The organism is Sphingomonas sp. (assembly GCF_003248515.1).
GTDB lineage: Bacteria > Pseudomonadota > Alphaproteobacteria > Sphingomonadales > Sphingomonadaceae > Sphingomonas_I.
The window spans coordinates 254,428-275,507 of sequence record NZ_QFOB01000006.1; the positions used below are offsets into that span (position 1 = coordinate 254,428).

The window sequence follows — 21,080 nt, forward strand, 5'->3', positions numbered from 1 at the left end:
GGCCGCGACGCGGGCGCCTTCAGATCAGGAACACGTCTCCCGCGCGGATCGTCTCAACCGATCCGTCGGCCAGGCGCAGGCGCAACGCACCTTCCTCGTCCAGCCCGTCGAACAGTCCGTCGATCGTTCCATCAGGCCCTCGCGCCGAAAGCGCCGTGCCCGGGGGATGCGCCCGCTCCAGCCAGGCGGCCCGCAACGCCGCCAGCCCCTGCCCTCGCCATCGCCCCAGCCAGAGCGCAAATTCCCGCGCCAGATCCTCGAGGAAAAGCGCCACGTCCGGCACCGCGCCCGAAAGCCCGGAAAGGCTCGCCGTTGCCCGGTCCAGCCCCTCAGGCGCCGCCGCCAGATTGACGCCGAAGCCCGCCACGATCGCATCGCCATTGCGCTCCAGCAGCATGCCAGAAAGTTTGGCCCCGTCCGCCATCAGATCGTTCGGCCATTTGAGCCGCAGCCGGTCGGCCCCCGCGCCGGCCCAGACGGAAACGGCCGCATGCACGGCGACACCCGCCACCAATGCCAGCGTGGGCGCCCCCGGATCGCCCGGCTGCAGCCGCACCAAAGTGCTCGCGTAAAGATTGCCGGCCGGCGAGGCCCAGGCCCGGCCCAACCGCCCGCGCCCCTGCGTCTGCCGCTCGGCCCGCAGCCACGCCCCTTCCGGAAGCATGGCGGCGGCGGCAAGCAGATCCGCGTTGGTCGAGCCCGTCTCGGCGACGGTCCGGATCATGCGATCAGAAGAGGGCCTTCGCCGCCGTGAGCGTCGCCGCGCTGAGGAACGGAATGGCCAGATAACCCAGCGGCGAGATCATGACCGCGGAAATCACGATCAGCCCGCCCTCGATCGCATTGTCCGAAGAGGCGAGTTCCGGCGCCGGTTCGTCGAAATACATCGTCTTGACGATCTTCAGATAATAGAAGGCGCCGATCACCGAACCCACGGCACCCACCAGCGCCAGCCAGAACAGGCCGTTATTGGTGGCCGCGCCGAACACCGCCAGCTTCGGATAGAAGCCGAACAGCGGCGGGATGCCCGCGAGGCTGAACATGAACATCGCGAGCGCCGCCGCCAGCGCCGGCCGCGAGCGCGACAGCCCGGAAAGCGCCGCGATCGATTCCACCGGCGCACCATTCTGATCGCGCATGCGGATGATGCACAGGAAGCTGCCCAGCGTCATCGCGATATAGACGGTCATGTAGATCATCACCGCCGATATGCCCTCGGGCGTGCCGGCCGCGAGACCGATCAGCGCGAAGCCGACATTGTTGATCGACGAATAGGCCAGCAGCCGCTTGATGTTGGTCTGGCCGATCGCCGCCACTGCGCCCAGCACGATCGACGCGATGCTGGCGAAGATGATGATCTGGCGCCACGCATCGGTGGCCGGGCCCATCGCCTCCACCGTGACGCGCACCATCAGCGCCATCGCCGCCACCTTGGGCGCCGAGGCGAAGAACGTCGTCACCGGCGTCGGCGCGCCCTCATACACGTCCGGCGTCCACATGTGGAACGGCACGGCCGAGATCTTGAAGGCAAGGCCGGCAAGCACGAAGACCAGGCCGAAGAGCATGCCGGTGGAGACGCCACCGCCCAGCGCCGTGCGAAGGCCAGCGAACTGCGTCGTCCCCGCAAAGCCATAGAGCAGCGAGATGCCGTAGAGCAGGATGCCGCTCGCAAGCGCGCCGAGCACGAAATATTTGAGGCCCGCTTCAGCCGAGCGGCGATCGTGGCGCATGAAGCTTGCCAGCACATAGGCCGCCAGGCTCTGCAGTTCGAGGCCGACATAGAGCGTCAGCAGATCGCCGGCCGAGGCCATGATTCCCATGCCCGTGGCCGAAAGCAGGATCAGCACCGGATATTCGGCGCGCATCGCGCCCGTCCGGCTGAACCAGCCCGGCGCCGCCAGGATCGAAACCGCGCTCGCCACATAGATGAGCAGCTTGGCGAAGCCGGCGAACGCATCGGCGCGATAGAGGCCGCCATAAGCGCTGCCCGCGTGGCTGGGCGTACCCATCAGCGAGAAGGCGGCGCCGGCCAGCAGCGCGACCGCCGCCCAGCCGATGCCGGTGGAGGCTTCATCGCCGCGCCATCCGGCCACGAGCAGCAGGAGCAGCGCGCCGATCGAAAGGATGAGCTCGGGCACGCTCGCCGCGAGAGTGACGGACCCGGTCATCAATGCGCCTCCCCGTGCGCTTCGGCAGGTTTGGCAGGAGCACCCATGGCCAGCTTGGAATCGCCGCCCTTCCAGGCGCGATCGGTGCGTGCGAGCACGACGCCGACATCCTTGCGCATCGGTGCCATGAAGCTTTCGGGATAGACGCCCATCCAGATCGTCACCAGCGCCAGCGGCACCAGCAGCGCCAGTTCGCGCATCGAAAGATCGCTCATCGCGGCCACGTCCGGTTTGTCGAGCGGGCCATAGGCCACGCGACGATACAGATAGAGCATGTAGGCGGCACCCGTGATGATGCCCGTGGTCATGATGAAGGCCGCGATCGAGGAGGCCTCATAGGTGCCCATCATCGACAGGAATTCGCCGACGAAGTTGGAAAGGCCCGGCAGGCCGATCGAGGCCATCGTGAACAGCAGGAACAGCAGCGCATAGCGCGGCATGTTCGTCGAAACGCCACCATAGCGCGCGATCTCGCGGGTGTGCAGGCGATCATAGACGACGCCCACGCACAGGAAGAGCGCGCCCGAAACGATGCCATGGCCCAGCATCACCATCAGCGCGCCTTCGATACCCTGCCGGTTGAAGGCGAACAGCCCGAAGGTGACGAACGCCATGTGCGCGACGGAAGAATAGGCGATCAGCTTCTTCATGTCGCTCTGCACAAGCGCCACCAGCGAGGTGTAGACGATGCCGATGCTCGAAAGCGCCATCACCAGCCCGAACATCTGCACGGAGGCTTCCGGGAACATCGGCAGGGAGAAGCGGATGAAGCCATAGCCACCCATCTTCAACAGCACGCCCGCCAGAATGACGGAGCCGGCGGTCGGCGCCTGCACGTGCGCGTCGGGCAGCCAGGTGTGCACCGGCCACATCGGCATCTTCACGGCGAAGCTCGCGAAGAAGGCCAGGAACAGCCAAGTCTGTGCCTTCACCGGGAAATCGGTGTTCATCAGAACCGGGATGCTGCTGGTGTGCGCGAAATTCACCATCCACAGCATCGCGATCAGCATCAGCATCGAGCCGAGCAGCGTGTAGAGGAAGAATTTGTAGCTCGCGTAGATGCGATCCGCGCCCCCCCAGATGCCGATGATCAGATACATCGGGATCAGGCCGGCTTCGAAGAAGATGTAGAACAGGAACAGGTCCTGCGCCATGAACACGCCGAGCATCAGCGCTTCGGTCAGCAGCAGCGCGGCCATATATTCCGGCACCCGCTTCTCGATCGCCTTCCAGCTCGAAAGCACGCAGATCGGCATCAGGAACACGGAAAGCTCGATCAGCATCAGCGCGATGCCGTCGATGCCCAGCGCCCAGCCGAAGCTGCCGAACAGGCCGATATTCTCCTGGAACTGCCACTGCGGGCCACCGATCTGGTAATTCGCCCACAGCAGGATGCCGAGCGCGAAATCCAGCAGGGTCGCGATCAGCGCGATCATTCGCGCCGCCTTCGCATCCGCGAACAGGCAGGCGATGGCCGCCGCCAGCGGCAGCGCGATCAGGATGGTAAGGATGGGAAGGCCGCTCATGCCGCCACCCCGCATGTCCCGCTCGGGCGAGACCCCCTTTTCGCAACCGTCGGGTTCAAGATCATACCCTTGAGAATAAGCAGGCCCGCCGCGACGGGTCCGACAAAGGAAAGGCTCATGCCGCCATCGCCCAGGTGGCCGCGGCCGCAAGGCCGAGCAGCATCACCAGCGCGTAGGTATAGACATAGCCGGACTGGAGCTTGCCGCTCGCCACCGAGCCGAGCTTGACGACCGCGGCCGCCCCGTTCGGTCCGAAACGATCGATCGTCTGCTGGTCGCCACGCTTCCAGAGGAAGCGGCCGATCGCGAAGGCCGGCTTCACGAACAGCACGTCATAGAGCTCGTCGAAATACCATTTGTTCAGCAGGAAGCGATAAAGCCCCCCGAACGTGGCCACGAAGCGCCCCGGAATGCTGGGTGCGAGCATGTAAGCCCAGTAGGCGATGCCCAGGCCGATCAGCATCACGATCGCCGGCATCAGCTTCGCCAGCTCCGGAATCTCGTGCATCGCATGCGCCAGATGCTCGTTCACGTGCAGGCTGCCATGCCAGAAGGCTTCCGCGCCCGCGCCGATGAACGGCACCGCGAAGACGAAGCCCGCGAAGATCGCGCCCATCGACAGGATCACGAGCGGGATCAGCATCACGATCGGGCTTTCGTGCGGATGATAGCCCGCCGTGCCGTCGCTCTCATGGCCGTGGCCATGCGCATCGTGGCCGTGCGCGTGGTGATGGTCATGGCCGTGCGCATCATGCGCATGGGCGTGATCGTGGGCATGGTCATGCCCATGATCGTCGGCCCCGTGGCCGCCATGGCCGTGTGCGTCATGCACCGCATGCTGGATGTGCTCGGACTGCTCCCAGCGTGGCTTGCCGAAGAAGGTGAGGAACACCAGGCGCCACGAATAGAAGCTGGTCAGCAGAGCCGCCGAGATGCCGACGAAATAGGCGACGCCGCCTGCCGTCGTGCCCTTGGCATAGGCCGCCTCGATGATCGCGTCCTTCGAATAGAAGCCGGCGAAACCGAACACATCCTCGATGCCCACGCCGGTAATGGCCAGTGTGCCCATCGTCATCGCGAGGAAGGTCAGCGGGATCTTCTTCGCCAGGCCGCCATAATAGCGCATGTCCTGCTCGTGGTGCATCGCGTGGATCACCGAGCCCGCGCCCAGGAACAGCAGCGCCTTGAAGAAAGCGTGCGTGAACAGGTGGAACATCGCCGCGCCATAGGCGCCGACGCCGGCCGCGAAGAACATGTAGCCCAGCTGCGAACAGGTGGAATAGGCGATCACGCGCTTGATGTCGGTCTGCACGGTGCCCACGGTCGCGGCGAACAGCGCGGTCGCGGCACCCACATAGGTCACCACCGTCAGCGCCGTCGGGCTCACCTCGAACATCGGTGACAGGCGGCAGACCATGAAGACGCCGGCGGTGACCATCGTCGCCGCGTGGATCAGGGCCGAAACCGGCGTCGGGCCTTCCATCGCGTCCGGCAGCCAGACGTGCAGGCCGAGCTGGGCCGATTTGCCCATCGCACCCACGAACAGCAGCAGACACAGCAATGTCATCGTATCGACGCGGTGGCCGAGGAAGCCGATCGTGGAGCCCGCCATGCCGGGCGCCGCTTCCAGGATCGCGGGGATCGAGACGGTGCCGAACACCAGGAAGGTGCCGAAGATGCCGAGCGAGAAGCCGAAATCGCCCACGCGGTTCACCACGAACGCCTTGATCGCGGCCGCCTGCGCGCTGGGCTTTTCATACCAGAAGCCGATCAGCAGGTAGGAAGCGAGGCCCACGCCTTCCCAGCCGAAGAACATCTGGATCAGGCTGTCGCTCGTCACCAGCATCAACATCGCGAAGGTGAACAGCGAGAGATAGGCGAAGAAGCGGGGCTGCGAGGGATCCTCGCTCATATAGCCCCAGCTGTAGAGGTGGACGAGGCTGGACACGCTCGTCACCACCACCAGCATCACCGCCGTCAGCGTATCGACGCGCAGAGCCCAGTCGACGGAAAGGTCACCGGAGCTGATGAAGCTCAGCACTTTCACGACATGCGCGGTGTCGCTGCCGGTCAGGAAACCGATGAAGATCGGCCAGGCCATCGCACAGGACAGGAACAGGCCACCCGTGGTGACCAGCTTGGCCGCCACGTTGCCGATCGCGCGATTGCCGAGGCCCGCAATGATCGCCGCCAGCAGCGGCAGGAAGACGAGGGGAACGATCACTCCGAATTCACCCCTTCATCCGGTTGACATCGTCGACCGCGATCGTGCCGCGGCCACGGAAGTAGATGACGAGAATGGCAAGCCCGATCGCGGCCTCGCCGGCAGCAACCGTCAGCACGAACATCGCGAACACCTGCCCCACCAGATCGTGGAGATAGGCCGAGAAGGCGACGAGATTGATGTTCACGCTGAGCAGGATCAGCTCGATCGCCATCAGGATGATGATCAGGTTCTTCCGGTTCAGGAAGATGCCGAACACGCCCGTGACGAACAGGATCGCCGATACGGTGAGATAATGCTGGAGGCCGATCACAGCTCGACCCCCTGGCCGACGGGCGGCTTCATGTTCACGATGGCCTCCTCGGGGCGGCGCTGGTTCTGCCTGGCGATATTCTGGTGGCGAACGTCACCGCGGCTGCGATGGGTCAGCACGATCGCACCGATCAGGGCGACGGTAAGCACCAGCCCTGCGACCTCGAAGATGAAGAGGTAACGCGTGTAGATCAGCAGGCCCAGCGCCTGGATGTTCGGAATGGTATCGGCATCCGGCGTCGGCGCGTCGCCCAGCGGAATGCCGCCGGCGCTCCAGGCGCCGGTCGCGAAGATGATCTCGCCCGCCAGCACCGCGACCAGCGCGATGCCGAACGGCAGATAGCGCGCGAAGCCCGCCCGCATCTCCGAAAAATCGATGTCGAGCATCATCACGACGAAGAGGAAGAGCACCGCGACCGCGCCGACATAGACGATGACGAGCAGCATCGCGATGAATTCGGCGCCGACCAGCAGCATCAGCCCCGCCGCGTTGAAGAAGGCCAGGATCAGCCACATCACGGAGTGAACGGGATTGCGCGCGGTGACGCACAATATTCCCGAAAGCACCACCACGGTAGCGAAGAGGTAGAAGGCGATCGTCTGGATCACGAGGCCGCAACCCTTCCCCCGATCACGCTGATCTGGTCCACGTGCATGTGTGTCTTTCTCGCTGCCGGGTAGCAGGACGGGCCATCGGCAAGCTCAGCCCGCCGGGTCGTTTCGGATGCCGTGCGCATTATCGGTACGGCGCGTCAGCGGCAAGGTTCTGGGCGATCGCCCGCTCCCACCGGTCCCCGTTGGCGAGCAGCTTGGCCTTGTCGTAGATCAGCTCCTCGCGGGTCTCGGTCGAATATTCGAAATTCGGCCCCTCGACCACGGCATCCACCGGGCATGCTTCCTGGCAGAAGCCGCAGAAGATGCACTTGGTCATGTCGATGTCGTAGCGCGTCGTGCGGCGGCTGCCGTCGTCGCGCGGTTCCGCCTCGATCGTGATCGCCTGCGCCGGGCACACCGCCTCGCACAGCTTGCACGCGATGCAGCGTTCCTCGCCGTTCGGATAGCGGCGCAGCGCATGCTCACCGCGGAAGCGCGGGCTGAGCGGGTTCTTCTCGAACGGATAGTTGATCGTCGCCTTGGGCTTGAAGAAGTAACGCAGCGTCTTCGCGTGCGCCTTCACGAACTCCCAGAGCGTGAACGACTTGACGTAATAGCCGAGGCTCACTGGTTCAAACTCCGTAGCGGGTGATCATCAGCCACCCCGAGACGAGAAACACCCACAGCAGCGACATCGGCAGGAAGATCTTCCAGCCCAGCCGCATCAGCTGGTCGTAGCGATAACGGGGCACCGTCGCCTTCACCCAGGAGAAGACGAAGAAGCCGAACAGAATCTTGGCGAGCAGCCACACCACGCCCGGCACCCAGTACAGGAAGGGGATATCGAACGGCGGCAGCCATCCACCCCAGAAGAGCGTGGCGTTGAGCGCGCTCATCAGCAGCACGTTGCCATATTCGCCCAGCCAGAAAAGCGCGAAGGCCATGGACGAATATTCGGTCTGATAGCCCGCGACGATCTCGCTCTCCGCCTCGGTCAGGTCGAAGGGCGCGCGCTGCGTTTCGGCCAGCGACGAGATCAGGAACACCACCGCCATCGGGAAGAGCAGCGGATTGAGCCCGTAGAAGTTGATGAAGCCGAAGATGTGGCCGCGCTGCGCCATGACGATATCGTTCATGCGGAAGCTGCCGGTCCACAGCACCACCGAAATCAGTACGAAGCCGATCGAAACTTCATAGCTCACCATCTGCGCGGCGGCGCGGATCGCGGAATAGAAGGGATATTTGGAGTTGGAGGCCCAGCCCGACAGGATCACGCCATAGACGCCCATGGAACTGATCGCGAGCAGGTAGAGCAGGCCCACATTGATATTGGCCACCACCGCCTTCGGGCCGAACGGGATCACCGCCCAGGCCGCCAGCGCCACCGTGAAGGTGATGATCGGCGCGATCAGGAAGAGGCCGCGATTGGCCGCCGCCGGGATGATCGTTTCCTGCAGGAAGACTTTCAGGCCGTCCGCGAAGGACTGGAGCAGGCCGAACGGACCGACCACGTTGGGGCCGCGCCGCAGCGCCATCGCCGCCCAGATCTTGCGATCGGCATAGATGATCATCGCCACCGCCAGCATCAGCGGCAGCGCGATCACGAGAATGTCGATGATCGTGGCGAGCGCGTAGGCGCCCTCATAGGGCAGGAAACCGGTGAACCAGGAGATCATTCCGCGGCCTCCGCATAGCTGACGCCGTGGAGCAGTTCGGCCGAGCAGCGCTGCATCGTTTCGCTGGCGCGCGCGATCGCGTTGGTCAGGTAGAAATCCTTGATCGGCGAACCGATCTCGCCCGTCGCGGTCGAGGTATCCAGCGACGGCACCGACCATTCATAGCTGGCAAGGCCGAGCACGCCGAGCGCCGGTATCTCGGCCGCCATCTTCGCGCGCAGCTGCTCCAGCGTGTCGAACGGCAAAGTCTGCCCGATCACGTCCGAAAGCGCCCGCAGGATCGCCCAGTCCTCACGCGCATCGCCCGGCGGGAAGACGGCGCGGTCGCCGCGCTGCACCCGGCCCTCGATGTTCACATAGGTACCGCTCTTCTCTGTATAGGCGGCCGCCGGCAGGATCACGTCCGCCTGTGCCGCGCCCTTGTCACCATGATGGCCGACATAGACCTTGAACGCGCCGGGGAAGCGATCGTCCGCCACTTCGTCCGCGCCCAGCAGGAAGACGAGCCTGGGGCTCTTCGCCGCCACTGCCGCGATGCCGCCATCCTGCGCATAGCCGAGCATCAGCCCGCCCATCCGGCTCGCCGCCATGTGCAGCACGTTATAGCCGTTCCAGCCATCCTTCACGAGGCCAAGCGTCTCGATCAGCCTTAGGCTCGCCCCCTGCCCCTTGTTGAGCGCGCCGCCGCCGACGATCACGGCCGGGCGCTGCGCCTTGCCGAACGCCTCGGTCACGGCCGCCGGCAGGTTGCCGATCAGGCCCAGATCGTTGCCCAGCCAGGTCACCGGATAGGTGAGGTCCACCTCAGGCCCGATCGCGAACACCTTGGCGCCGCGCTTGATCGCCTTGCGGATGCGCGTGTTCACCAGCGGCGCTTCCCAGCGCACGTTGGAACCGATCAGCAGGATCGCGTCCGCCGTCTCGATGCCGGCGATCGTCGTGTTGAAATTCACGGCGGCAATGCTGGACACGTCATAGGCGAGGCCCGTCTGCCGGCCTTCCAGCAGATCCGATCCCATGCCCTCCAGCAGCACACTGGCCGCATACATCGTCTCGCAATCGACCAGATCGCCCGCGATCGCGGCCACGCTGGCGCCGGCATTCACGGCCTTGATCGCGTCGAACGCCTCGCCCCACGTCACGGGCACGAGCTTCCCGTCCTTCTTCAGGAAAGGCTTGTCGAGCCGCTTGCGGACAAGGCCGTCCACGGCATGGCGCGTCTTGTCCGACGCCCATTCCTCATTCACGTCCTCGTTGATGCGCGGCAGCGCGCGCAGCACCTGACGGCCCCGGCTGTCGAGGCGGATATTGGTGCCCACGCCATCCATCACGTCGATCGCGAAGCTCTTCTTTAGCTCCCACGGCCGCGCCTCGAACGCATAAGGCTTGGAGGTCAGCGCGCCCACCGGGCAGAGATCGACGATATTGCCCGAAAGCTCGGACGTAAACGCCTTCTCCAGATAGGAGGTAATCTGCATGTTCTCGCCGCGATAGAGCGCGCCGACTTCCTCGACGCCGGCCACTTCCTCGGCGAAGCGCACGCAGCGCGTGCACTGGATGCAGCGGGTCATCACCGTCTTGACGATGGGACCCATATATTTCTCGGTGACGGCCCGCTTGTTCTCCTGGTAGCGGCTGTGGCCGCGCCCATAGGCGATTGACTGGTCCTGCAGATCGCATTCGCCGCCCTGATCGCAGATCGGGCAATCGAGCGGATGGTTGATGAGCAGGAATTCCATCACGCCTTCGCGCGCCTTCTTCACCATCGGCGTATCGGTGCGGATTTCCTGATTGTCGGCGGCGGGCAATGCGCAGCTCGCCTGCGGCTTGGGCGGCCCCGGCTTCACTTCCACCAGGCACATCCGGCAATTGCCGGCAATGCTCAGGCGTTCATGATAGCAGAAGCGCGGCACTTCCTTGCCCGCAGCCTCGCAGGCCTGCAGCACGGTGGCGCCCGCCGGCACCTCCACTTCGATTCCGTCGACGGTAAGCTTGGGCATTCGATCAGCTTCCCTGCGCCGGCGCGGCCGGCAACATCATGTGATAGGCGGCAAGCGCAATGGCGGCACGCAGGCCCGGCCGGTTCAGCGCCATCTTCTGGTTCGCCGGCACGCAATTGGTCAGCGTCCCGCCAATTCCCTGCATCGCGGCCTTTTCTTCCGGGCTCGTCGGCGGGGCCGAAAGGATGGCCCAGCTCTTCGCCGGATCGGTCCTTACGACGCACATCGCGACATATTCGACCGTGTCGTGCGCCTGAATCGCGGGCTTGCTCTCGTCATAGGCGACGGCATTCGGGAAATGCGCGGCGTCCGTCTTCGTCCGCAGCAGCGTCTCGGCCATGCTTCCGGCCAGCAGCACGCCGCTGTAGCGGATACGGCTCCAGCTCATGCAGCGCCCGTCATTGTGGCCGTTCGAGAGAGCGGTGACCTTCTTGCGATAGGCCTCGGCCTGATAATCCAGAGCCAGCGCCTCCGCCGCGCCCTTCGGCGTCGTCTCCGCGATGCAGGCGCCATAATTATGGACAGCCTGGATCGAAAGATCGTCCGGCGTGGCGGAAAGCGGCTGGCGCTTGGCCGAAAGGGCCGGCGCGGCCAGCGCCGCGCACGTCAGCATCGCCGCAAGGATGCGGGCTGCCCTCATTCCGCCGCCACCGCCAGATCGGTCGCGCGATATTCGGCGATCCGCTTCTCGATCTCCGGGCGGAAATGGCGGATCAGGCCCTGGATCGGCCAGGCGGCCGCATCTCCCAGCGCGCAGATCGTGTGGCCTTCCACCTGCTTGGTCACTTCCTGCAGCATGTCGATCTCGCGCAGGTCCGCCTCGCCGGTGCGCAGACGCTCCATCACGCGCCACATCCAGCCGGTGCCTTCGCGGCACGGCGTGCACTGGCCGCAGCTTTCATGCTTGTAGAAATAGCTGATGCGGCTGATCGCGCGAACGATGTCGGTGGATTTGTCCATCACGATCACCGCCGCCGTGCCGAGGCCCGATCCCAGCTCGCGCAGGCCATCGAAATCCATCGGCGCGTCCATGATCTGCGCCGCCGGCACCAGCGGCACGGAAGAGCCGCCGGGGATCACCGCGAGCAGATTGTCCCAGCCGCCGCGAATGCCGCCGCAATGCTTCTCGATCAGCTCGCGGAAGCTGATGCCCATCGCCTCTTCCACCACGCACGGATTGTTCACGTGGCCGCTGATCTGGAAGAGTTTGGTCCCCTGATTCTTGTCGCGGCCGATGCCGGCGAACCAGCTCGGCCCGCGCCGCAGGATCGTGGGGACGACCGCTATCGATTCCACATTGTTCACGGTCGTCGGGCAGCCGAACAGGCCCACGCCCGCCGGGAAAGGCGGCTTCAGGCGCGGCTGGCCCTTCTTGCCCTCGATGCTCTCGATCTGCGCGGTTTCCTCGCCGCAGATATAGGCGCCGGCGCCGCGATGGACGAACACGTCGAAATCATAACCGGAACCGGCGGCATTCTTGCCGAGGAAGCCCTTGGCATAGGCCTGCTCCACCGCCGCGAAGAGGTTCTCCGCCTCGCGGATGAACTCGCCACGAATGTAGATATAGGCGGCGCGCGCGCGCATCGCGAAGCCGGCGATCAGCGCGCCTTCCAGCAGCTTGTGCGGATCATGGCGCAGGATCTCGCGATCCTTGCAGCTGCCGGGTTCGGATTCGTCGGCATTGATGAGCAGGAAGCTCGGCTTGCCGGGCTTGTGCTCCTTCGGCATGAAGCTCCACTTCATGCCCGTCGGGAAGCCCGCGCCGCCACGGCCGCGCAGGCCACTCGCCTTGATGTCCTCGATGATCTGGTCCTGGCCGCGGGCCATCAGATCCCTGGTATTGTCCCAGTCGCCGCGCTTCAGCGCGCCATCCACGCTCCAGTCCTGGAAGCCGTAGATGTTCGTGAAGATCCGGTCCTTGTCGTCGATCGAGGCGATCATCGGCCCTTCCCCACGAGTTTCTCCGCTCCGAAATAGACGGCGACCGCCAGGGCGATGCCCACGACCGCCACGATGAGGCCCAACGCCAGCTTGATCACCAGCACGAGCACGACGATGGCCAGGATGATCGAAAGGATCAGCGGCATCAGGAGGTAAACTCCTTCAGCACGGTCGGCCCGCCCTTCGGCGAGGACAGGAACCGGTCGCTCACCTGCGGACCCGGCTTCGGCGTCTCGCCGCGCGCCAGCGCCTCGAGGATCGCGGTCGTGCTCTCGAAGGTCAGATCCTCGTAATTGTCGTCGTTGATCTGCACCATCGGCGCATTCACGCAGGCACCCAGGCATTCCACCTCGGTCAGCGTGAACAGGCCGTCGGGCGTCGTCGCGCCCTTCTTCAGGCCCTTCTTGTAGCAGGCGTCCAGCACGTCGTCGGAGCCGCGCAGCATGCACGGCGTCGTTCCGCACACCTGCACGTGATAGCGGCCGACCGGCGCCATATTGTACATCGTGTAGAAGCTCACGACCTCCAGCGCGCGGATATATGGCATGCCGCACTGGGCCGCGACATATTCGATCACCGGCACGGGCAGCCAGCCCTGCGTCTGCGTCTCGGCGCCCACCTGCCGCTGGGCGAGATCCAGCAGCGGCATGATCGCCGAAGTCTCGCGCCCCTTGGGGTAGCGGCCGAAAACCTCCCTGGCCTTGGCGGCATTGGCCTCGGTCCAGGCGAAATTGCCCCAGCGGGCGCGGGTCTCTGCCTCGTCGGGAATTTGAACAGCGTCAGCCATCAGCGCACGAACTCCACGCGCGAAATCTTCTCGTCGCCATCGAAGGAATAGATGGACATCACCTCGAAAGGATCGCCCTCCGGCGTGCGCCACACGCGTTCGTGCAGCGTCACATAATCGCCGAAAGCCTGCCGCTCGAGCACGATCGCCCGGTTCTGCGGAAAATCCGCGAAGGTCCTGGCATTGCCGTCGCGCACGCCATCGCGGCCCACGCGCAGATCGGCGCCGCGATACATCGCCTCCACGCCATCCTTGGCGAAGAAGGCCGAATAGCCCTCGGCATCGCCGGCATTGTAGCGCTCGATCAGCTTGTCGAGCAGGTCGAAACGGGCCTTGCTCACAGCCGGGCCGCCTTCCGCGCCTTCGACGCGACATAAGCGGCCCACATCGTCGACGCGGCAATGACGAAGGCGGCGCCCGCCCCCGGCTTCCCCTGCGCGAGGCCGAACGCCACCAGCGCGATCGTCAGCGCAACCAGCCCGAACACCCACATCGGAAAGACGGGACGGCTCACCGGTCGCACTCCCCGAACACCACGTCGATCGCCGAAAGGATCGCGGTCGTATCCGCCAACATGTGGCCCTTCATCATGAAGTCCATGGCCTGAAGGTGGCTGAAGGCGGTCGGACGGATCTTGCAGCGATAGGGCTTGTTGGTCCCGTCGCTCACCAGATAGACGCCGAATTCGCCCTTCGGGCTCTCGGTGGCGACATAAACGTCACCCTCGGGCACATGGAAGCCTTCGGTGTAGAGCTTGAAGTGATGGATCAGCGCTTCCATCGACTGCTTCATCTCGCCGCGCTTCGGCGGCACGACCTTGCGGTCGAGGCTCGCGATCGGGCCTTCCGGCATCTCGCTCAGGCACTGCTTGATGATCCGCACGGACTGGCGGACCTCTTCCACGCGCACCATGAAACGATCATAGCAATCGCCGTTCGTGCCCACCGGCACCTCGAAGTCCATGCGATCATAGACGTCGTAGGGCTGGCTCTTGCGGATGTCCCACGGAATGCCCGCGCCCCGGATCATCGGGCCGGAGAAGCCCCAGGCCAGCGCGTCCTCCTTCGAGACGACGCCGATGTCCACGTTGCGCTGCTTCCAGATGCGATTGTCCGCAACCAGGCTGATCGCATCCTCGAACAGCTTGAAGCGCGTATCCACCCAGTCGCCGATGTCGGTCAGCAGCTTCAGCGGCACGTCCTGATGCACGCCGCCCGGCCGGTAATAGGCCGAATGCATGCGCGCGCCGGAAGCCCGCTCGAAGAAGTTGAGGCAATCCTCGCGAATCTCGAACAGCCACAGGTTCGGCGTCATCGCGCCGACGTCCATGATGTGGCTGCCCAGGTTCAGCATGTGATTGCAGATGCGGCTGACCTCGGCGAACAGCACGCGCAGATATTGCGCGCGCAGCGGCACCTCGATCCCCAGCAGCTTTTCCACCGCGAGCACATAGCTGTGCTCCATGTTAAGCGGCGAACAATAATCCAGCCGGTCGAAATAAGGCAGAGCCTGGAGATAGGTCTTGTATTCGATCAGCTTCTCGGTGCCGCGATGCAGCAGGCCGATATGCGGATCGCAGCGCTCCACGATCTCGCCGTCCAGCTCCATCACGAGGCGGAGCACGCCGTGCGCGGCGGGATGCTGCGGGCCGAAGTTGATCGTGTAGTTCGCGATCGAAACCTCACCCATCTCGGACGAGGGCGCGGCCGGCACCATCACGGGTTCGGCGACGATCGTGTCGTGATCGCTCACTTCTTCACCTCTTCGGCCTTGAGCGGGGTCGGCGCCCCGGGCGCCTGGGGCGCCTTCTCGTCGCCCGGCAGCACATAGTCCGAGCCTTCCCACGGGCTCGTGAAGTCGAAGCTGCGGAAGTCCTGCGCCAGCTTCACCGGCTGATAGACGACGCGCTTCTCCTCTTCCGAGTAACGCAGCTCGACGAAGCCGCTCAGCGGGAAGTCCTTGCGCTGGGGATGGCCGCGAAAGCCATAATCGGTCAGGATCCGACGCAGGTCGGGATTGCCGTCGAAGAGCACGCCATACATGTCGTACACTTCACGCTCCAGCCAGCCGGCCACCGGCCAGATGCCCGTCACGGAAGGCACGGGCATCGTCTCGTCTGTGGAGACGTGCACGCGCAGCCGGTGATTCTTCGTCACCGAAAGCAGCATGTAGACCACCTCGAAACGCTCGGCGCGCTCCGGATAGTCGACGCCGGCAATCTCCATCAGCTGCTGATAGGCCAGCGTGTCGCGCAGGATGCGCATCGCCTCGGGCAATGCCTCGCGCTTCACGTCCAGCCGGATCTCGCCGACATGCTCGCCCCCGGCGATCAGCCGGTCGCCCAGCGCCGCCTGCGCGGCCTCGATCACGCCCTCGTTGGAGGCATATTTGGGATGCGGCGCGCTCATCGTTCGCCCCCTCACCGTTCAATCGTGCCCATGCGGCGGATCTTCCGCTGCAACTGCATCACGCCGTAAAGCAGCGCCTCGGCGGTCGGCGGACAGCCCGGCACATAGATATCGACGGGCACGATCCGGTCGCAGCCGCGCACCACGGAATAGCTATAGTGATAATAGCCGCCGCCGTTCGCGCAGGACCCCATCGAGATCACATATTTGGGATTCGACATCTGATCGTAGACGCGGCGCAGCGCCGGGGCCATCTTGTTGCAGAGCGTGCCCGCCACGATCATCACGTCCGACTGGCGCGGGGAAGCGCGCGGCGCGGCGCCGAAGCGCTCCAGATCGTAACGCGGCATGTTCACATGGATCATCTCGACCGCACAGCAAGCGAGACCGAACGTCATCCACCACAGGGATCCCGTGCGGGCCCACTGGAACAGCTCCTCGGTCGAGGTGACGAGGAAGCCCTTGTCCATCACCTCGCTGTTGAGGCTGTCGAAGAAGGCCTGATCCGGCGCCTGCAACCCTTCGGGCTTATGCGGATCGAGCGCCGCCGGTAGCGTCACTCCCATTCCAGCGCTCCCTTCTTCCAAGCATATGCGAAGCCGACGGCAAGCTCGATGAGGAACACCATCATCGCGGCCCAGCCGACGAAACCGACGCCACCCAGCGCAACCGCCCACGGATAGAGGAAGGCAGCTTCCAGATCGAAGACGATGAACAGGATCGCCACGAGATAGAAGCGCACGTCGAACTGCGCGCGGCTGTCTTCGAATGCGGGAAAGCCGCATTCATATTCGACCAGCTTCTCGGGCGTAGGCTTGGACGAACCCGTCAGCTTTGACACGATCATCGGCAGGACGACAAACGCCGTCGAGAGGATGACGGCGATGCCCAGAAACATCAGGATCGGCAGATATCCGGCAGCTACGGCGGCCATCGATTCCCTTACTCCGTACCGGACAGGATCGCTGTCCGTTCACACGAAACCCCCTAGGCTTGCCGCACCTGCGAAGCAAGTCGCTCGACCTGTGAGAATCATTCGCAAAAAGGGTCGTTGCCGGCGGATATCCGGCAACATCCCAGACAAGATCGCCCGATTCAGCTCTTGCGAAGAGCACCCGCGACCAGCCGGAGCAGCTTGGAATGGATGCCCTCGCTCGCCGCGAGGAACTGGTTGCGTTCCATCGCCTGATCGCCGCCGCGGAAGTCGGTCACGAATCCGCCCGCCTCCTTCACCAGCAGCATACCTGCGGCGACATCCCAAGCGCTCAGATCGCTCTCCCAGAAGGCATCGACGCGGCCCGCCGCCACCCAGGCCAGATCCAATGCTGCGGCGCCGAAGCGGCGAATCCCCGAAACCTGCGGGCCGACGGCGGCGAAGATCCTCGTCCACTGCTCGAAATCGCCATGGCCCATGAAGGGAATGCCCGTCGCGATCAGCGCATCGGGAAGCTCGCGCCGCGCGGAAACGCGCAGCCGCTTGTCCTGCAGCCAGGCGCCCCTGCCCTTCTCGGCCCAGAAGCTCTCGTCAGTCAGCGGCTGATAGACCAGCCCCTGCGTGATCTCGCCCCGGCCGTTCGGGCGCGGCTCTTCCACCGCGATCGAAATGGCAAAGTGCGGGATGCCGTGCAGGAAGTTGGTCGTGCCATCCAGCGGATCGACGATCCAGCGCGGTTTGCTCGGATCGCCTTCGCGCGTACCCCCCTCTTCGCCCAGGAAACCCCAGTCGGGCCGCGCCCGCTTCAGCTCCTCGTACAGAGTCTCCTCGGCCTGGCGATCGGCCTGGCTCACGAAATCAGCCGGCCCCTTGCGGCTGACCTGCAACTGCTGGACCTCGTTGAAATCGCGGCGGAGCTTCGGGGCGGCCTTGCGCGCCGCGCGCTCCATGACGGTGATAAGGCCGGAATGGGCAACCATGACAATCTCCCCCCTCCCGCGTGCGGAAGGGGCCGGGGGTGGGCAGCGCGCCAGCAGCGTGGCGCGATTTCACATGTGAGGTGGGATGCCCACCCCTGCCCTCTCCCGCAAGCGGGAGAGGAATTCACTCAGTCCGCGCGGCGGACATATTCTCCGCTCGCGGTATCCACCACGATGCGCGTGCCGCTCGCGATGTGCGGCGGCACCATCACGCGCACACCATTGTCGAGGATGGCGGGCTTGTAGCTGGAAGAGGCGGTCTGCCCCTTCACCACCGCATCGGCCTCCACGATGGTCGCCTCGATCGTGTCGGGCAGCTGCACGGAAATGGGGCGCTCGTCGTAAAGCTCCATCACCACGTCCATGCCGTCCTGCAGATAGGCGGCGGCATCGCCCAGCAGATCGCGCGAAAGCGTGATCTGCTCGTAGCTTTCCTTGTCCATGAAGGTCAGCATGTCGCCGTCGGCGAACAGGAACTGGAAGTCCTTGGTGTCGAGGCGCACGCGCTCCACCGTCTCGGCCGAGCGGAAGCGGACATTGTTCTTGCGGCCATCGATGAGATTCTTCATCTCGACCTGCATGTAGGCGCCACCCTTGCCCGGCTGGGTGTGCTGGATCTTGACGGCCTTCCAGATGCCGCCCTCATATTCGATGATGTTGCCGGGACGGATGTCCACGCCGCTGATCTTCATGTGCGTCTCGCGTTTGGAAAGAGCTGGCCCTCGATGGGGCAGGCGCGCGCCATTACCCGCCGGCCGCGCTTACGGCAAGGCTGGAGCGCGCGCTGGGCGCCTCGCGAGGCGGCGGCGGCCGGCCGGTCGGGCCGGATCAGCGCCTGTAGCCGAGGATATCGCGCGCCTTGCGCTGCACGTAGCGTTGATGCTCCGCGCTCAGCGTGCCGCCATCCTGCGCGAGGAAGCCGTCCACCTCCTGGCGGAGCGCGATGGCGCGCGCCAGTTTCTGTCGCTTCATCGTCGGCGTTTCGGCTAGGCCGCCCAACGCCCAATAGCTCGCGGGATAAGAGGAGGCCGTCGCCGAACTGGACTGGTCGAGCACGCCCGCCGTCTGGCCGATGGCGGCGGTGGGGGCGAACAGGAGCAGCATCGGGACAACGATCTTCATCGCGGTTCTCCTGAAGGGAACCGCGCCAACACATGCCGCACGCGGTTCGTTCTGCGATGGAGGTACGCCCTTCCGCGCCTTTCCGCCAGCCCCGGCACATCCTCGCCCCGCCGTGGACAGACAGGTCCGCTTCGGGCATGGAAGAAGCGTTCATGCAGGGAGGACGGGCATTGCGTTTGCACCATCTCGCGATTCTGCTGGCATTGCCGGCGCTCACCGCCGCCACCCTGCCACGCGACGAGCCGGAGCGCGCCGCCGACAGCGCGGACAAGGTTGTCTGCAAGCGCTTCATCCGCACCGGTTCGCTGATCGATGGCTATCGCGTCTGCAAGACAAAGGCGCAGTGGGAGCATGATCGCGCCAATATCCGCGTGCTCTCCACGATCGATGGCTGCCGCCTGCGCGCCGAGCCCGATCCGCTGAAGATGGGCGGCGGCTGCGCGATGTAGGCTCTGGCGGCACGGCCGCCCGCCTGTCCGCCCGTTCTTCCGGTATCGCCCGCGCGCATCGCCCTTCGGGCCGCCGCATGCCGCCTCGCTTGCCGCGCCTCCGCTCGTCGCTTATCGAAATGGCAAGAATTCCCCGGCCATCGAGGTGAAATGCCCGACATTTCCGCGCCCGATCTTTCCAGCCTGCGCGTGTTCGTCGGGCTTTACGGTCTCAATCGCTCGCTCCGCTGGACATGGCGGAGCATCGATCGCTGCTTTCTGCGCCCGCTGGCGGAAGCCGGCGTGCAAGTGCAGGTGGCGGCCCACTTCAACATGCCGAAAGTGGTCGATAATCTTCAGAGCCAGGAGAGCAATGTCCGCCATCGCGATGCGGGCTGGCGCCGGCTCGCGCTCGACGGGATGATCCTTGAGGATCAGCGGATCGATCCGATCCATCCCGATGTGCAGCGCTGGATGCGACACGCCTTTCCGGAGGATGACGATCAGGAATGGCAGACGCGGCGCAACCTCGTCTACCAACTCTACAGCATCCAGCGGCTGTGGACGCTGTGCGGCGCGATGAACGCACGGGATTCGGATGTCTTCCTGTTCCTGCGGCCGGATATGGAATATCTCGATCCGATCGATATCGGCGCGATCGCGGCGCAGCTGCGCGGCGGGGTGGATCTTATCACGGCCAATTGGGCGACGTGGACCGGCCTCAACGATCGCTTCGCCTTTGCCTCCCGGCGCGGAGCGGAGGTTTATGTGTCGCGGCTCGATCATGTCGACGCCTTCTGTCGGGAGCGCTGCTTCCTCCAGGCAGAACAACTCCTGCTCCACGTCGCCACGGAGAGCGGGCTTGTGCTTGGCGAAACCGCGATCCGCGCGATGCGGGTGCGCTCCAACGGCGCCACCTGGCGGGAGGATTTCTCGCTCACGCCAAAACAGTATCTCCGCTCCGTCGCCCGCAAGCGCCTGACGAAGCTGGGCCTGCCCGCTTATTGACCGCCCGCCTCAGCGCACCGGCGCGCCCAGAAACGCGCGTATCGCCTTCACCGTCGCGACTGGCTGTTCTTCCATCAGCCAGTGCCCCGAATCCGGAACCACCACGCCGCGCACGTTCGTGAAGGCGGCGCCCGCCACCACCGCCATCATCGTCCCGAAGGATTTATCGCCACCGATCGCCAGCACGGGCCGCGGCAATTTGCCCCTGGCCGCCAGCAAGGCGCGATCGTCGATCACGTCCTGATCGAAGGCGGCGAACTGGCTGAAGCCGGCGTGCATCGCGCCGGGCATCGCATAAAGCTCGGCATAATGCTGGCGCGATGCCTCGCTGAATTTGGCCGGCGTCGCCGAAAATTCGTTCCAGAAGCGATCGAGATAAATTCGTTCGCGCCCTGCCACCAGTCGCTCCATGTCCGGCCCGCCGAAGCGGAAGTGCCAGAGCAGCGGGCTCTTGAGGATTTCCTCCCATGGCCCGATCCCGGGCACCGGCGCGTCCATCAGCACAAGCCGGGTCGCGCGATCGGGATGTTCGAACACGAAGGCGAAGGCCACCATGTTGCCGATGTCATGCGCCACCACATCGGCCCTGGCCACATTCAGCGCATCCAGCACACCGACAATATCCTGCCCCTGCGTCTTCTTGTCATAGCCGCCCGCAGGCCGCCCCGAGAGCCCCGTGCCGCGCAGATCCAGCACGATCACCAGATGATCGCGCATGAGATCCGCCGCCAGCGGCGCCCACATGTCGCCGGTCTCGCCATAGCCGTGGAGCAGCACGACCGCGGGGCCCTTGCCCCCGATACGGACGTGGAGCGTCGTCCCGTTGGTGGCAATCGGCCGGGTCCGGAAGGCTGCGGGATAGGGCTCCACCTGCGCGGCGGCGGGCGCCGTCCATCCGAGCAACAGCATCACGAGCAACGCGCGGATCATGGCCCATCCCCCCCGTGCCGCCACTCTACGTCACGCCGCCGC

The 21,080-nt window shown here is 65.0% G+C and carries 25 protein-coding genes; 2 read left to right on the forward strand and 23 right to left on the reverse strand.

Annotated features, from left to right (window positions below; all coding sequences use genetic code 11):
- Window positions 1–19: 19 nt before the first annotated feature.
- From DI605_RS12300 to DI605_RS12405, 22 genes are all read right to left on the reverse strand, one after another.
- Window positions 20–724 (reverse strand): biotin--[acetyl-CoA-carboxylase] ligase, encoded by a 705-nt coding sequence (locus tag DI605_RS12300; RefSeq protein WP_293974026.1) that lies wholly within the window; start codon window positions 722–724, stop codon window positions 20–22.
- Between the two features lie 4 nt (window positions 725–728).
- Window positions 729–2,168 (reverse strand): NADH-quinone oxidoreductase subunit NuoN, encoded by a 1,440-nt coding sequence (gene nuoN, locus DI605_RS12305; RefSeq protein ID WP_293974029.1) that lies wholly within the window; start codon window positions 2,166–2,168, stop codon window positions 729–731.
- The gene (locus DI605_RS12310; RefSeq protein WP_293974032.1) at window positions 2,168–3,694 is read right to left on the reverse strand and encodes an NADH-quinone oxidoreductase subunit M; all 1,527 of its coding nucleotides are present in this window, start codon (window positions 3,692–3,694) and stop codon (window positions 2,168–2,170) included. Before DI605_RS12310 ends, nuoN begins: the two co-directional genes overlap by 1 nt.
- Before the next feature lie 115 nt (window positions 3,695–3,809).
- Window positions 3,810–5,918, reverse strand: a complete 2,109-nt coding sequence (gene nuoL / locus DI605_RS12315) for an NADH-quinone oxidoreductase subunit L (protein WP_293974035.1) — start codon at window positions 5,916–5,918, stop codon at window positions 3,810–3,812.
- 7 nt (window positions 5,919–5,925) lie between these two features.
- Entirely contained in the window at window positions 5,926–6,231 is a 306-nt protein-coding gene (nuoK, locus tag DI605_RS12320) for an NADH-quinone oxidoreductase subunit NuoK (RefSeq protein ID WP_293974038.1), read from the reverse strand.
- Window positions 6,228–6,839 carry an NADH-quinone oxidoreductase subunit J gene (locus tag DI605_RS12325; protein WP_293974041.1) on the reverse strand — a complete coding sequence of 204 codons (612 nt, stop codon included), beginning with the start codon at window positions 6,837–6,839 and terminating at the stop codon, window positions 6,228–6,230. Before DI605_RS12325 ends, nuoK begins: the two co-directional genes overlap by 4 nt.
- A 127-nt stretch (window positions 6,840–6,966) precedes the next feature.
- Window positions 6,967–7,452 (reverse strand): NADH-quinone oxidoreductase subunit NuoI, encoded by a 486-nt coding sequence (gene nuoI, locus DI605_RS12330; protein WP_293974044.1) that lies wholly within the window; start codon window positions 7,450–7,452, stop codon window positions 6,967–6,969.
- 4 nt (window positions 7,453–7,456) lie between these two features.
- Entirely contained in the window at window positions 7,457–8,500 is a 1,044-nt protein-coding gene (nuoH, locus tag DI605_RS12335) for an NADH-quinone oxidoreductase subunit NuoH (protein WP_293974047.1), read from the reverse strand.
- Window positions 8,497–10,500, reverse strand: coding sequence for an NADH-quinone oxidoreductase subunit NuoG (gene nuoG / locus DI605_RS12340; RefSeq protein ID WP_293974050.1), 2,004 nt, complete (start codon window positions 10,498–10,500; stop codon window positions 8,497–8,499). The genes nuoH and nuoG overlap by 4 nt, the downstream gene beginning before the upstream one ends.
- A gap of 4 nt (window positions 10,501–10,504) precedes the next feature.
- Window positions 10,505–11,140: a hypothetical protein gene (locus tag DI605_RS12345; protein WP_293974053.1), complete on the reverse strand. Its 636-nt coding sequence runs from the start codon at window positions 11,138–11,140 to the stop codon at window positions 10,505–10,507.
- Window positions 11,137–12,441 (reverse strand): NADH-quinone oxidoreductase subunit NuoF, encoded by a 1,305-nt coding sequence (nuoF, locus tag DI605_RS12350; protein ID WP_293974056.1) that lies wholly within the window; start codon window positions 12,439–12,441, stop codon window positions 11,137–11,139. The genes DI605_RS12345 and nuoF overlap by 4 nt, the downstream gene beginning before the upstream one ends.
- Window positions 12,438–12,587, reverse strand: coding sequence for a hypothetical protein (locus tag DI605_RS12355; protein ID WP_293974059.1), 150 nt, complete (start codon window positions 12,585–12,587; stop codon window positions 12,438–12,440). The genes nuoF and DI605_RS12355 overlap by 4 nt, the downstream gene beginning before the upstream one ends.
- Window positions 12,587–13,228 (reverse strand): NAD(P)H-dependent oxidoreductase subunit E, encoded by a 642-nt coding sequence (locus tag DI605_RS12360; protein WP_293974062.1) that lies wholly within the window; start codon window positions 13,226–13,228, stop codon window positions 12,587–12,589. Before DI605_RS12360 ends, DI605_RS12355 begins: the two co-directional genes overlap by 1 nt.
- Window positions 13,228–13,569 (reverse strand): nuclear transport factor 2 family protein, encoded by a 342-nt coding sequence (locus tag DI605_RS12365; RefSeq protein WP_293974065.1) that lies wholly within the window; start codon window positions 13,567–13,569, stop codon window positions 13,228–13,230. The genes DI605_RS12360 and DI605_RS12365 overlap by 1 nt, the downstream gene beginning before the upstream one ends.
- Window positions 13,566–13,742 carry a hypothetical protein gene (locus DI605_RS12370; protein ID WP_293974069.1) on the reverse strand — a complete coding sequence of 59 codons (177 nt, stop codon included), beginning with the start codon at window positions 13,740–13,742 and terminating at the stop codon, window positions 13,566–13,568. The genes DI605_RS12365 and DI605_RS12370 overlap by 4 nt, the downstream gene beginning before the upstream one ends.
- Window positions 13,739–14,944, reverse strand: a complete 1,206-nt coding sequence (locus DI605_RS12375) for an NADH-quinone oxidoreductase subunit D (RefSeq protein ID WP_293974470.1) — start codon at window positions 14,942–14,944, stop codon at window positions 13,739–13,741. The genes DI605_RS12370 and DI605_RS12375 overlap by 4 nt, the downstream gene beginning before the upstream one ends.
- Before the next feature lie 32 nt (window positions 14,945–14,976).
- The gene (locus tag DI605_RS12380) at window positions 14,977–15,636 is read right to left on the reverse strand and encodes an NADH-quinone oxidoreductase subunit C (RefSeq protein ID WP_293974071.1); all 660 of its coding nucleotides are present in this window, start codon (window positions 15,634–15,636) and stop codon (window positions 14,977–14,979) included.
- A gap of 11 nt (window positions 15,637–15,647) precedes the next feature.
- Window positions 15,648–16,202 carry an NADH-quinone oxidoreductase subunit B family protein gene (locus DI605_RS12385; RefSeq protein ID WP_293974074.1) on the reverse strand — a complete coding sequence of 185 codons (555 nt, stop codon included), beginning with the start codon at window positions 16,200–16,202 and terminating at the stop codon, window positions 15,648–15,650.
- On the reverse strand, window positions 16,193–16,570 hold the full coding sequence (gene ndhC, locus DI605_RS12390; RefSeq protein WP_293974077.1) for an NADH-quinone oxidoreductase subunit A: 378 nt from the start codon (window positions 16,568–16,570) through the stop codon (window positions 16,193–16,195). Before ndhC ends, DI605_RS12385 begins: the two co-directional genes overlap by 10 nt.
- A gap of 161 nt (window positions 16,571–16,731) precedes the next feature.
- Window positions 16,732–17,550 carry an inositol monophosphatase family protein gene (locus tag DI605_RS12395; RefSeq protein ID WP_293974080.1) on the reverse strand — a complete coding sequence of 273 codons (819 nt, stop codon included), beginning with the start codon at window positions 17,548–17,550 and terminating at the stop codon, window positions 16,732–16,734.
- A gap of 128 nt (window positions 17,551–17,678) precedes the next feature.
- Window positions 17,679–18,242 carry an elongation factor P gene (efp, locus tag DI605_RS12400; RefSeq protein ID WP_293974083.1) on the reverse strand — a complete coding sequence of 188 codons (564 nt, stop codon included), beginning with the start codon at window positions 18,240–18,242 and terminating at the stop codon, window positions 17,679–17,681.
- A gap of 136 nt (window positions 18,243–18,378) precedes the next feature.
- A complete protein-coding gene (locus tag DI605_RS12405) occupies window positions 18,379–18,672 on the reverse strand; it encodes a hypothetical protein (RefSeq protein ID WP_293974085.1) in 294 nt (97 codons plus the stop codon).
- A gap of 170 nt (window positions 18,673–18,842) precedes the next feature.
- Between DI605_RS12405 and DI605_RS12410 the strand changes: the two genes are divergently transcribed.
- A complete protein-coding gene (locus tag DI605_RS12410) occupies window positions 18,843–19,121 on the forward strand; it encodes a hypothetical protein (RefSeq protein WP_293974088.1) in 279 nt (92 codons plus the stop codon).
- Between the two features lie 150 nt (window positions 19,122–19,271).
- Window positions 19,272–20,108, forward strand: coding sequence for a hypothetical protein (locus DI605_RS12415; protein ID WP_293974091.1), 837 nt, complete (start codon window positions 19,272–19,274; stop codon window positions 20,106–20,108).
- 9 nt (window positions 20,109–20,117) lie between these two features.
- Here the strand turns inward: DI605_RS12415 and DI605_RS12420 are convergent, their stop codons facing one another.
- Window positions 20,118–21,038: an alpha/beta hydrolase gene (locus DI605_RS12420; protein WP_293974094.1), complete on the reverse strand. Its 921-nt coding sequence runs from the start codon at window positions 21,036–21,038 to the stop codon at window positions 20,118–20,120.
- Window positions 21,039–21,080 lie beyond the last annotated feature (42 nt).